The organism is Hyphomonas sp. L-53-1-40 (genome assembly GCF_000682775.1).
Taxonomy (GTDB): domain Bacteria; phylum Pseudomonadota; class Alphaproteobacteria; order Caulobacterales; family Hyphomonadaceae; genus Hyphomonas.
This window is the reverse complement of record NZ_AWFI01000002.1, coordinates 92595-104330: the sequence shown is the minus strand read 5'-3', so window position 1 is coordinate 104330 and position 11736 is coordinate 92595. Positions and strand designations below refer to the sequence as shown.

Genomic DNA, 11736 nt, shown 5'->3' with positions numbered 1-11736 from the left:
ACCACCTCCACCACCACCACCTCCACCACCGCCTCCGCCACCGCCGCCACCACCGACGACGACGACGGATGCCCCTGAAGTTGTGTGCTCCAGCCTCAACCAGGAATTCGTGGTGTATTTCGAGTGGGATCGTGCGGATCTGACGAGCCAGGCGGCTGCCGTTATCGACCAAGCGGTCGCTAACATTAATGGCGAAGCCGGTTGTGCACCGAACACTGTTTCGATCGCAGGTCACACGGATACGTCCGGTGCAAGCGCATACAACCAGCGCCTGTCCCAGCGCCGTGCTGACATCGTGGCAAGTGCGCTCGCTTCCCGTGGTATCGATTCGTCGATCATCACCGAAGAAGCCAAGGGCGAAACAGATCTCGCAAAAGCGACTCGCGATGGTGGGGGGGAGCCTCTGAACCGTCGTTCGGAAGTTGTGATCACTGTTCAGTAGTCACTGAAGCACTTTCATCGAGCGGCCCGGCAGATATCTGCCGGGCCGTTTTTGTATGGGGCCGTGCTGATCCCACTTGCCCGGTCTAGTTTCCTGTGAAACCAAGAGACCATGGATACATTGCAATCACTCAGCCGCGAAGATGAAGCCGCGCGCGAGCGTCTCAATAGCGCGAGCAACGACATGGTGCAGCGCACCTGTAGCTGGTCTGACATCAACACGGGTAGCTGGAATACAGTGGGCCTTAAAAGCTTTGCGCCTGTTCTTGCCGGAGCATTCTCAGAGCTGCAGACCGACATCGATGTCATCGAAACGGAGGGTTTCGAAGCCGTTGCCGCTAGCGGCAAGACTGAAATTCAACTGACAGGACCTGTCATCGAAGTCACGGCTCGGCCAGAGGCTGACATACAGGTCATTATGTCCGGGCATTATGATACGGTGTTTCCGGAAGGCACTTTCGAGGGTGTGACCGATTTGGGGGACGGGCGCCTTAACGGCCCCGGCATGGCCGACATGAAGGGTGGCCTGTGCGTGATGTTGGAAGCGCTGAAAGCGTTTGAAGCAGGAGCTTTGCGAGACCGGCTGGGATATAAAATCGTCCTCACGCCGGATGAAGAAATCGGGAATTTTGCGAGTGCCGAATATTTGACCCGTGCTGCCAAGTCCGGTGCGATGATCGGTATGACGTATGAACCAGCAATGGAGACCGGTGCCATGTCGGGTGGCCGCAAAGGCTCGGCTGTTTTCGACGTCGTGCTGCACGGCAAAGCGGCGCATGCTGGCCGAGCGAAAGAAGAGGGGCGCAGTGCGATAGAGGCGGCCGCCGAACTGGTCCTCGGACTGGAAGCGATGAATGGCAGCCGCGATGGTGTTACCCTGAATGTCGGCTCAATCGACGGTGGGTCCGCCGTCAACATCGTGCCGAATCTCGCAGTCGTTCGGTTTGGCGCGCGCGCGCCGGATGCAGAGAGTGCTGAGTGGGCGACGTCTGAAGTCCGCAGGCTGTTTGAACGTGCGATCGCGCGCGATGGCATCAGCGGTCATCTTCACGGGGGCTTTTACCGTCCTCCAAAACCCAGAAATGCCGCGCAGCAGGCTCTGTTCGATGCGGTACATGCGACCGGGCAGGCAATCGGCCTCGAATTGGAATTTGTGGACACGGGCGGCGTGTGCGAAGGCAACAATATCTTTGCTGCAGGTGTCCCGAATGTCGATACTCTGGGCGTTCGCGGTGGCCGCATTCATTCCAATGAAGAATATGTCGTGACGGATAGTTTTGCTGAGCGGGCGACGCTTTCAGCGCTTTTGTTAAATCGACTCGCAGATGGTCGCCTGGATGCACGGCGGATCAAATCACTCATGGGTCAGTAAAATGTCTACACCCTATGTCATGCGCCCGTCGAAGCTGGACGATCTGCCAGCTCTGATGGAACTCGCTGAACTGTCAGGCCCAGGGTTTACCAGCCTACCAGTCGACGAGAGTATTCTGAAAAAGAGACTCTCAAAGTCCGAGAAGGCGTTTGCGGGGCGTCTGGATCGGATCGAGTACGGAAAGTACCTCCTGATGATGGAGGATGCCGGCACGGGTGAGGTGGTTGGATGTTCAGCCGTGAAAGCCGGGACAGGAATTGACCAGCCTTTTTTCAACTATCGGATCATCACACTGTCTCAGGCCAGCCAAGCCGCTGGCAACATGCGGTTCGATATGGATGCGCTGGTGCTGACAAATGAATATGTTGGGTATACGGAAGTTGGCACACTGTTCCTGAAAGCAAACCATCGCGGGGGTGGGGCAGGTCGTCTTGCTGCGCAATCACGCTATTTGTTGATGGCAACCGACCCCACGCGTTTCGGGACCAATGTGCTCGCGGAACTCCGCGGCGTGATTGATCCGAATGGTGTTTCGCCTTTCTGGGAGTGCCTTGGTCGTCATTTCTTTCGTATGGACTTTGATGAAGCCGACCGCTTGTCTGCGACCACGGACAATCAGTTTATCTGTGACTTGATGCCGAAGTACCCAATTTACGTGGACCTGTTGCCGCCAGAGGCACGTGAGGTAATTGGGCGGTGCCATTCTGAAGGCGTAGGTGCGTACAAGCTCTTGCAGTGGGAAGGCTTCGAATTCGACCGCACCGTAGACATATTTGATGGTGGACCATTGGTCGCCACGCAGAAGCGACACTTGCGGACGATACGTGAGAGCCAGGAGGTGCGTCTGGAGGTGTCAAATGATGCAGGGGCACCAGAATTCAAGCAAGGACTGGTTTCGACCGACGAGTTGCCCGACTTTCGCGTGTGCCAGGCTGCCATTGCAATGCGCGACGATCAGACTGCGGTCACGACTGCAGACACTTTTGAAAAGCTTCAGATCAAGCCTGGAGCAAGAACCCGAATCTGGGTGAGGAGTTAGTGATGAACGACGCCGTCTGGATTGACGGGAGCTGGAGGAGTGGAAGCGGAGATGCTGTCCAGAATCACTGTCCAGCAACGGGTGATGTGGTTTGGGAAGGCGCTTCCGCGACGACCGGTGAGGTAAATGATGCCGTAGAAAGCGCACGTCGCGCTTTTCAAGGATGGTCTAGAATGCCGCAAAGCGAGCGCACAGCAATCCTCGAGGCATATGCGGATGAGATCGGCGCGCGCACTGATGCAATTGCCGAGGCCATCAGCAGGGATATGGGCAAGGCCCTCTGGGAATCACGGGGTGAAGCAGCGACCATGAAAGCCAAGGTAGCTGTTTCGATCGCAGCTCAAGTGGAGCGCGCAGGCGGGAAGGTCCAGGAAGCTGCATTTGGTTCCATGCACCTGACTCACCGTGCGCACGGGGTTATGGCAGTATACGGTCCATTCAATTTTCCCGGACATTTACCGAATGGACATATTGTGCCCGCGCTTTTGGCCGGCAACACTTGCGTATTCAAACCTTCCGAACTTGCTCCCAGCGTCGCTGCGATCATGGCGGATGCATTTGCTGCGGCAGGACTGCCCGCTGGCGTACTAAACATAGTTCAGGGTGATCGTGAGACGGGCGGAGCGTTGTTGAACGCTGATATCGACGGATTGTTGTTTACGGGTTCTGCCAATACGGGCGTGTTCTTTCACAAACATTTTGCGGGTCGCCCTGAAGTCATTCTTGCGCTTGAGATGGGTGGGAATAATCCCTTGATCATATGGGACCCCGCAGACGTGGACGCCGCCGCTGACATCGCGGCTCAGTCTGCTTTTCTTACGACTGGACAGCGGTGTTCCTGTGCGCGCCGGGTGATCTTGCCGGAAGGGGCGTTCGGGGACGCTGTGATTGAGGCCATTGTAGCCCGCGCAAAAGGATTAAAAATCGGCGCGTGGGATGAAGACGATATCTTCATGGGGCCGCTGGTTTCCGAGCAAGCCGCCACAAACGCAGTCGAATTCCAGATGATGCTGTCCAAGAAAGGCGGGAAAAGTCTGCGCCGCCTGAAACGGATGGATCGGGGCGGCGGTTTTGTGACTGCAGGTGTGATTGACGTCACGAATGCCACGGACATCCCGGATGAAGAATTGTTTGGTCCATTGATGCAGATTATTCGTGTACCCGACTTCAATAGTGCTCTGGAACGTGCAAATGCAACACGCTACGGCCTGTCAGGCGGATTAATCAGCGACGATGATGCGCTGTGGATCCAGGCGCATTCGGAAATGCGGGCAGGTATACTCAATCGGAATCGCCCGACTGCCGGTGCCAGCGGCGCGATGCCTTTTGGTGGGCCCGGTCTCTCAGGAAACTTCCGTCCAGGTGCCTACTATGCTGCAGATTACAGTGCCTGGCCACAAGCCAGCCAGGTATCTCAGACTGCCACGCGGATGACCGCGCAAGGTTTCCCAAAGTAGAACAGAACGAAGGATTGTGAGCGTGGCGCACGAAGTAAACTTCGACGGACTGATCGGACCCAGTCATAATTACGGAGGTCTGTCTGACGGAAATCTTGCGAGCGCGGCGAATGCGGGGGATATAGCCAATCCGCGAGAGGCCGCCTTGCAGGGTCTGGAAAAGATGCGGATGCTGATCGCACACGGTCTTGTTCAGGGTGTGCTTCCGCCTCTGCCACGGCCGAACTTTGATCTTCTCGTCTCGGCGGGCTTCGGAGGAACGGATGCTCAGATCATTGAAGCGGCTGCGAAAACGGCGCCCGGACTGCTGAAGGCAGCGTATTCAGCCTCGAGCATGTGGACCGCCAATGCCGCAACTGTCTCGCCTTCAGCAGATACGAGAGACGGCCGATTGCATCTGACGACGGCGAACTTGTCGACCATGCTGCACCGCGCGCAGGAACATCCGGACACGACCGCGAGTCTGATCTCGATCTTTTCAAATGATGAGAAGTTTGCGGTCCATGGTGCGCTTCCCATGCATCCAGATTTTTCGGATGAAGGCGCAGCCAACCATGTCCGCCTATGTTCGTCTCATGGGGAAGAGGGGGTAGAACTTTTCGTCTATGGCCGCGAAGCAGGTGAAAGTACGATCGGGTTCCCATCGCGTCAGTCAAAGTTGGCGAGTGAATCGGTCGCCCGTGGGCACGGGCTCCAGTCCAATCGTTGTGTCTTCATTCGGCAGTCCCGTGCGGCAATCGACGCCGGAGCGTTCCACAATGATGTCGTATCGGTCGGTGCGTTGGATACACTGTTCTTCCATGAACTTGCATTCGAGGACAGAAATGGCGTGCTGGATGCTATTCGACGCGCGTCTTCCGGCCTGTTTGACTTCAAGCCCGTGATGGTTCCACTTGCAGAAGTACCCATTGAGGACGCCATTCGCGCCTATCTATTCAATTCTCAGCTCTTGAAGATGCCCGAAGAAGATCGCCTCGTGCTGGTCGCGCCTACAGAAACGGAAAATACTGAATCGACGCGCGCCTATTGCGAACGCCTTGTCGAAAGCAATGGACCAATCGGGAAGGTTATCTACGCCGACGTGCGGTCCAGCCTGTCTCAGGCTTCGGGTTGTCATGACCGATGATGAGATCGATGCCTGTCACCAGGGCGTGTTGATGGATGAGGAAACCATCGACGAATTGCAGGAGGTTGTCCGACGAACTTACCGGGACCGTTTGGCCCCTGCGGATCTGGCCGATCCCTTGTTCGCAGGTGAGAGTCGAGAAGCCCGGGAGGCCTTGTTGGATGTACTCGACCTGGAGGGTCTCTGCTAGTGATCCGAGTTTATGAGTATTGGCGGTCTTCGGCGTCCTATCGGCTGCGAATTGCGCTTAATCTGAAGGGCGCCACATTTGAAACCATTCAAGTCAATATCGCTCCGGGTGCAGATGAGCAGTTTGACGACGCTTATCGTGGTGTGAACCCGCAAATGCGCGTGCCGGCCATTGAGATCAACGGGCAAATCATCGGCCAGTCCATGGCAATACTGGAGTGGATCGAAGAAGCATTACCGGGACCATCCCTTCTGCCGAGCGATCCGATCAAGCGTCTCGAGGCCCGTGCATTTGCCGATACGATTGCTTGCGACATCCACCCATTGAACAATCTGTCCGTGCTAAAGGAGTTACGCACGAACTATGGCGCCGATGATGCGGGTGTACGCGCCTGGTATCATGACTGGATCAGGCGCGGCTTCGATGCGCTGGAACTGCAGGTCGCAAAGCGGACGCCGAAAGCGTATCTCTTCGCCGAAACTCCGGGACTTGCGGAAATCACGCTCATCCCGCAGATTTACAACGCCCAGCGGCACGACATGGATTTGTCAGCCTATCCGACCCTGACGGCAATGGCGGAGACGTGTCTGGCATTACCCGCCTTCAAAAAGGCTGTTCCTGTAAAGCCTGACGCCTAGTTTTCTTCACCTTCGCGTTCATCATCGGTCTCGCCGGGACGGCGAATATCTACAATCTCGACCTCCTCGAAGTCCCCGAGCGGCTCTGCCATCTTGCCGACATTCTCGTCGAGCCATGCAGGGAATGACGCAATGAGGTCACCGCCGGGTGTGTCTTCGCTTGTCAGAATCCAGAGACCCTTTTCCTTGTGCGCCGGCACGACAATCTGGCAGCTCGCCGCATCGTTCAGGCGATCGCTGCAATAGGGAAGCGGTTCATCGACAGCTGCCGGCTCGCCTGACGCAGCCAACGGGGGAATGCCATCCTTGGTGTCTGAAATGGACAGAAAGCCGCCGAAGCGTTCCCGCAGGGACGCGTCTTGTTCAAGGCGAGCAAGGATAGATTCCGGCAATGGGCGGTCATGAGCAATGACCAAGGCACGACCACGATTGTCGCGTCGGAGATAGGACTCAAAAGCGCGGGTCAGGTCATCATGGGTCGCATTGTCGCGATAGAGGGGGGCATAGACCTCACCAATCAATCCGAGGGGGTCTTTCAGTGACTGGGCCTGACGACGCCCTCTCAGTTCACGCTTCTGCAATTCCGATTGCGTGGTGCCCTTGAGGGCCGAATCTTCACTGATGAGGAACACGTCGACGCCCCAACCATCCACCCAGACAGGGGCCGTTTCCTCCACCGGGAGGGCAGACCAACTTGAATCTTCTGCGTATTTCAGAGGATCCAGTTCAAGTTGAGGGCGCGGCGAGACGAAGGTGTTCCAAGCCCAAGGGCCAGCGCCAATAGCCAGCACTGCCGCAATTGCGATCAATACAGTGAAACGTTTCATCTGCTATTCCTGATATGATGTTTGCTCTGTGTGTAAAACAGATCAGTCGGTCTGCAGGCCAGAATAGGCCGGTTGATCGACAGACAACTGGTCAATTGTGGTGGTTTTGAGGTGTTCCAACAAACCAGGTGTGGTCAGGTCCATGTCGCCGCGTTGCAGCAGGGTGCAAAGCTGCTCATTCAGGTCGCGAGCGGTTGCGGTGGCGTCTGCATTGAGTAAGGCCGCAAGTCTTTGCCGTTCGGCTGCTTCAGCGTCTGGCCGGATATCCAATTCCCTGAGAACGGTCGCGAGAACATTCGAGGCGACCCGCGCGTGAAAGGCGGCATGCCCCTTCAAGGATGGCATGGCAGTTTCATCGATGAAGGCTTTCACCGCAGTGATCATCTCTTTCTGGGAAGGCGCGTCGTGCATGAATCAGGCCCTTTTTTCGAGAAGATTGATCAAGTCGATTTCGGTTTCGGACACGCGTCGTCCAATGGCCGCACGTTCCACGCTCGGATCCGCGCCGGAGCGGAAGGCCTCGTACATGATCATGCACATGATGCCCCATTTCAGGCTTCCGAGGATTTCCCACCAGTCGATCTCATTGGTGGAAAAAGTACGCCCGCCCGCGGTCTTGTAGGTCTCCAACAGCTCATCCAGATTTCCAAAACCGCCAACGCGATTTTCGGAATATCCGAACCGCCATGAATTGACGCAGAGCCAGGCGATATCCTCGCGGGGATCACCAAGATGAGCCAGTTCCCAGTCCAGTACGGCGGCGAGTCCCGTCTCATCGACGATCAGATTTCCGAGGCGATAATCACCGTGGACGAGAACTTGGGGAACCTCATCCGGTTGATTCGATTTCAGCCAGGCAATGGCAAGCTCGAATACCGGGCGCGGAAGGTTGAAGTCGCGATAAATGGTTTCGTATTTCGCAAGTTGGTCCAGGCCACCGCTCCTGGGCAAATCCGGCAAGGCTTCCGCAGGGATTTGGTGAATGGCGGCGAGTGCTTGGCCACACTGCTCTGTCAGTCTACCGCGAGCAGCCGAGTAGATATCATCTCGCAGAATTTTGCGGGCGATGGTCTGTCCCGGAATACGGTTCATCAGGAATGCTTCGCCAATGTCGCTATCGGGCTCGAATATCTGAACCACTTTCGGAGCAGGAACTTCTTTCTCTGCGCAGGAGAGTAATTTCGCCTCAGTGCCCAAGCCGATGGCTTCAGAATTGCGGGCAACGCTGACACCGCCCGGTACGCGGCGTAAAATCAGGTCGACAACTTTGCCGCCTTGCTCAACATCCAAGCTCCAGGTCTCTTGACTGGCACCCCCTGACAGGCGAACCAGCCGTTCAACGGTCGCGTCAGCGCCGTAAAATTGCCCGGCCCATGCCTGTAAACCCTTTAGAATCTGATCTTGGCTACCCATCTTGTCACAATTGCGCGGAACAGCCATCCCGCCAAGGCGTAACGCCAAGTCACCCCTGACCGGACGCCGAAGGAAACTATTGATGCCGAAGTCGAAAAAGAGAGATTACGGACTTCTTCCTACAGAGCCGCCACCACGAGTCAGCCTGTTCGGCTGGCTCAGGGGACGCTTCTTCGCGGGCATGTTCATCGCCTTGCCGGTGGTTGTGACGTTCCTGATCCTGCAATTCTTGATCAGTGAAATCGACAAGCGCGTCGTGCCTCTGCTGCCAGCGGCATTGAAGCCTGAAACCTATCTCAACTACGCAGTGCCCGGTTTCGGGCTGATCGTGCTCGTCGTGTTTCTCACTGTGCTCGGCGGGATCGCGACGAATCTCATCGGTCGTTCCGTCATCAGTCTGGCTGATCGCATTCTGACCCGTGTTCCCTTCGTCCGTTCGGTCTATTCGGCGTTCAAGCAACTGGTTGAAGTCTTTGCGAGTAACAATACCGAACAGTTCAGCGAGTGTGTTCTGATCGAGTACCCGAAGAAGGGCACCTGGTGTCTTGGGTTCGTGTCGAGCCCTGCGAAGGGCGAGCTGAAAACGGTTCTTGGGCCCGCATTTATTGGAGTATTCGTGCCGACGACTCCGAATCCCACGTCGGGCTTCTTGATGTATGTGGAATCGAGCGAAGTCGTACGCCTCGACATGACGGTTGAGGAGGGCGCTAAAATGATCCTTTCGGCCGGTCTGGTGGTTCCCGAGCATCTGCCGATCAAAGAGGGCGATGTACCATCGACTCAATCTACTCCGTCGCCGGAGCCTGAATCCGGGGCGTAAGGAGTTCCCGAACGAGCCGAAGTGCCTGGCCCCGTTCACCAGAAAGCTGGGGATCGCGACTTACGATGGCTTCGGCGTCCTTCTTCGCAATCTCGAGCAGCGGGGCGTGCCGAGCAAGATCGAGCACGCGATAATCTGTGACCCCAGCCTGTTTCAAGCCCAGCATATCGCCAGGTCCCCGAAGCTTGAAATCCGCTTCGGCAATCTCAAAGCCGTCCTCTGTTCGGCGGAGCGTGTCGAGACGCTCATGAGCCGTTTCGCCCAAAGGTGGCCTGTAGAGCAGCAAGCAGTAGGAGGGGCGGTCACCGCGTCCGACGCGACCTCGCAACTGGTGGAGTTGGGCGAGGCCAAATCCCTCTGCGCGCTCGATCACCATGATCGTGGCTTCTGGTACATCAACACCCACCTCGATCACGGTTGTTGCGACCAGTAGCTTGGTGCGTCCTGCGCGGAAATCTTCCAGTGCGGCATCTTTGTCTGTAGGCTTCATGCGACCGTGCACGAGACCGACAGGAATGTTCAATTGGTGGGTCAGTGCCGCATGACGTCCAACGGCGGTGGAGTCATCGTCGTCGACATCAACTTTGGGGCATACCCAGAACGCGCGCTCGCCCCGACGTATCGCGCGGCTCACAGCATCCACGACTTCGTCTATACGTGTGTCTGGGATGGCGCGGGTTTCAACGGGGACGCGGCCGGGTGGTTTTTCATCCAATATCGAAACGTCGAGATCGCCGTGAACCGCCTGTGCCAAGGTACGGGGTATGGGGGTTGCGCTCATGACAAGCATGTGCGGACTGAGGGCCTTTCCGGCGAGGCGCATGCGGTCAGCCACGCCAAAGCGGTGCTGTTCGTCGACGATGACCAGACCCAGATTGCGGAATGCGACGGACTGCTGGAAGAGGGCTTGGGTGCCAGAAACGACGTGGATGCTCCCGTCGGCCAGTCCCATCAATATGCTTTCGCGCGTCGATGCCTTGTCTCGCCCCGTCAACGCGGCGACGGTGTAACCTAGCGGTGACAGAAGTCGATCCATGGTTTCATATTGCTGACGGGCCAAGACTTCCGTGGGAGACATGAAAGCCGTCTGGAAACCCGCGCTCGCTGCCTGAACGGCAGCCATGGCACTGACCAGCGTTTTACCAGCGCCAACATCACCCTGAAGCATCCTGCGCATCGGGGAGGTGGATGACATGTCGGCGGCAATCTGTTCGAATGCACGTGTCTGGGAGCCGGTCGGCTTGTAGGGGAGCGCGCGCAAGAGTGCCTGATGTGACCCGGCATTTATCGGGACAGCGGGCGCCGCCCGTTTGGTGCGGCTCGCGCGAGCCAACGCAAATGCTGATTCACGCGCAAGCGCTTCATCATATGCCAATCGCTCGCGCGCCTTTTCAAACAGTTCAGGATCATATTCTATCGGCGCATGAAGGCAGCTCAGGGCCGCCTTGAAGCTCAGCCAGCCTCGCGCCTTGACCAAATCGGAATCCGCCCATTCCGGTAGATCGTCGGCAACATGGTCCAGTGCCTGAACGGCGAAGTTGTGGACGCGTTTGTTTGTCAGACCCGCTGTAAGACCATAGATCGGTTCGACAGCAGGCGGCATTGGGCCTTTGGCGGGATCAACAATATGATCGGGATGGGTCATCTGGCGCTCGCCATTGAACTCCTCCACCATTCCAGACACGACACGTTCCTTGCCGATTGGGAATTGGCCCTGCAGCCATCTGCCGTCGGCCCGGAAAAAGGCAAGTGTCAGGAATCCTGTGCCATCAAACAAAACGATCTTGTGCGGAGATCGGTCGGAATAGGGCGCGTTGTAGGCATGTACTTCGCCGCGAAGGGTCGAAACCTCCCCAACGACCGCATCATCTATGTATTCTTTCACCCGGCGATCAACCCAGCGCTCCGGTAGATGAAGCAGCAGGTCCCAGATGCTGTCGCCACCTGTCAGCCGCTCCAGCACAGGCTTTAGCTTCGGGCCGACACCAGACAAACTGTCCAGGCCCTCAAATAAAGGAAAGAGTCGCTCGTCCCGCATCCCAGCCAGACTATGCGCGCGCGGTGCGCTGCACAATCGCCGCTGTTTATTCCAGCTGCGCGTTCTATATGGTTTGGCAAATCAAAGGAGCCGAAGAATGGAAGCACGTCGCCGAAAACTCAAATTCAGGGCCTGGCGACGCGGATTCCGGGAAATGGACCTTCTCATGGGTTCGTTCGCAGATGCGCATATTGGTTCGTTCGGTGAATCAGAACTTGATGAATTCGAGGGTCTGCTCGGCGTTCCGGATTGGGAGGTCTATGCGTGGCTGATTGGCCAAAAGCCTGTGCCTGAGACTCATCGCGGTCCCGTGCTGGACCAACTCATCGCATTCCGATACGCCGCCCAAGGCGGTTAAGTCAGCCTTTCTCCCCA

11 protein-coding genes and 1 pseudogene are annotated in these 11736 nt (G+C 57.0%); 8 read left to right on the top strand and 4 right to left on the bottom strand.

Annotation, left to right across the window (positions count from 1 at the left end; all coding sequences use genetic code 11):
• From L53_RS04535 to maiA, 6 genes and pseudogenes are all read left to right on the top strand, one after another.
• Positions 1-442, top strand: a 442-nt coding sequence (locus L53_RS04535; RefSeq protein ID WP_034812500.1) for an OmpA family protein, incomplete at its 5' end; no start/stop codon positions are given.
• A gap of 111 nt (positions 443-553) precedes the next feature.
• A complete protein-coding gene (locus L53_RS04530) occupies positions 554-1813 on the top strand; it encodes a hydrolase (RefSeq protein ID WP_034812441.1) in 1260 nt (419 codons plus the stop codon).
• A gap of 1 nt (position 1814) precedes the next feature.
• Positions 1815-2852 (top strand): arginine N-succinyltransferase, encoded by a 1038-nt coding sequence (locus L53_RS04525; protein ID WP_034812437.1) that lies wholly within the window; start codon positions 1815-1817, stop codon positions 2850-2852.
• A 2-nt stretch (positions 2853-2854) separates the two neighbouring features.
• On the top strand, positions 2855-4309 hold the full coding sequence (gene astD, locus L53_RS04520; protein WP_034812434.1) for a succinylglutamate-semialdehyde dehydrogenase: 1455 nt from the start codon (positions 2855-2857) through the stop codon (positions 4307-4309).
• A 16-nt stretch (positions 4310-4325) separates the two neighbouring features.
• Positions 4326-5625 (top strand): annotated as a pseudogene (locus L53_RS04515) (N-succinylarginine dihydrolase).
• Entirely contained in the window at positions 5625-6263 is a 639-nt protein-coding gene (gene maiA, locus L53_RS04510) for a maleylacetoacetate isomerase (protein ID WP_051607586.1), read from the top strand. Before L53_RS04515 ends, maiA begins: the two are co-directional and overlap by 1 nt.
• Here maiA and L53_RS04505 read toward each other — a convergent pair.
• Genes L53_RS04505 through L53_RS04495 form a run of 3 tightly spaced genes read right to left on the bottom strand, consistent with a single transcriptional unit; the run spans position 6260 to position 8503 of the window.
• On the bottom strand, positions 6260-7090 hold the full coding sequence (locus tag L53_RS04505; protein ID WP_034812431.1) for a hypothetical protein: 831 nt from the start codon (positions 7088-7090) through the stop codon (positions 6260-6262). The genes maiA and L53_RS04505 overlap by 4 nt on opposite strands.
• Positions 7091-7132: 42 nt before the next feature.
• Complete coding sequence (locus L53_RS04500) at positions 7133-7501, bottom strand: DUF6285 domain-containing protein (protein WP_034812429.1); 369 nt, start codon at positions 7499-7501, stop codon at positions 7133-7135.
• A gap of 3 nt (positions 7502-7504) precedes the next feature.
• A complete protein-coding gene (locus L53_RS04495) occupies positions 7505-8503 on the bottom strand; it encodes a phosphotransferase family protein (RefSeq protein WP_084333102.1) in 999 nt (332 codons plus the stop codon).
• 82 nt (positions 8504-8585) lie between these two features.
• Between L53_RS04495 and L53_RS04490 the strand changes: the two genes are divergently transcribed.
• A complete protein-coding gene (locus L53_RS04490; protein ID WP_051607585.1) occupies positions 8586-9323 on the top strand; it encodes a DUF502 domain-containing protein in 738 nt (245 codons plus the stop codon).
• On the opposite strand, the gene recG is transcribed toward L53_RS04490, so the two are convergent.
• Positions 9289-11361 carry an ATP-dependent DNA helicase RecG gene (gene recG / locus L53_RS04485; RefSeq protein ID WP_034812426.1) on the bottom strand — a complete coding sequence of 691 codons (2073 nt, stop codon included), beginning with the start codon at positions 11359-11361 and terminating at the stop codon, positions 9289-9291. The two genes, L53_RS04490 and recG, sit on opposite strands and share 35 nt — an antisense overlap.
• A gap of 97 nt (positions 11362-11458) precedes the next feature.
• Between recG and L53_RS04480 the strand changes: the two genes are divergently transcribed.
• Positions 11459-11719, top strand: a complete 261-nt coding sequence (locus L53_RS04480) for a succinate dehydrogenase assembly factor 2 (protein ID WP_051607584.1) — start codon at positions 11459-11461, stop codon at positions 11717-11719.
• Positions 11720-11736: the final 17 nt, after the last annotated feature.

Excerpts from the sequence above, each read along its gene's own strand:
- L53_RS04500 (WP_034812429.1), bottom strand. The coding sequence starts at position 7,501 with ATGCACGACGCGCCTTCCCAGAAAGAGATGATCACTGCGGTGAAAGCC.
- L53_RS04490 (WP_051607585.1), top strand. The coding sequence starts at position 8,586 with ATGCCGAAGTCGAAAAAGAGAGATTACGGACTTCTTCCTACAGAGCCG.
- L53_RS04495 (WP_084333102.1), bottom strand. The coding sequence starts at position 8,503 with ATGGGTAGCCAAGATCAGATTCTAAAGGGTTTACAGGCATGGGCCGGG.
- astD (WP_034812434.1), top strand. The coding sequence starts at position 2,855 with ATGAACGACGCCGTCTGGATTGACGGGAGCTGGAGGAGTGGAAGCGGA.
- L53_RS04505 (WP_034812431.1), bottom strand. The coding sequence starts at position 7,090 with ATGAAACGTTTCACTGTATTGATCGCAATTGCGGCAGTGCTGGCTATT.
- L53_RS04525 (WP_034812437.1), top strand. The coding sequence starts at position 1,815 with ATGTCTACACCCTATGTCATGCGCCCGTCGAAGCTGGACGATCTGCCA.
- recG (WP_034812426.1), bottom strand. The coding sequence starts at position 11,361 with ATGCGGGACGAGCGACTCTTTCCTTTATTTGAGGGCCTGGACAGTTTG.
- L53_RS04480 (WP_051607584.1), top strand. The coding sequence starts at position 11,459 with ATGGAAGCACGTCGCCGAAAACTCAAATTCAGGGCCTGGCGACGCGGA.
- L53_RS04530 (WP_034812441.1), top strand. The coding sequence starts at position 554 with ATGGATACATTGCAATCACTCAGCCGCGAAGATGAAGCCGCGCGCGAG.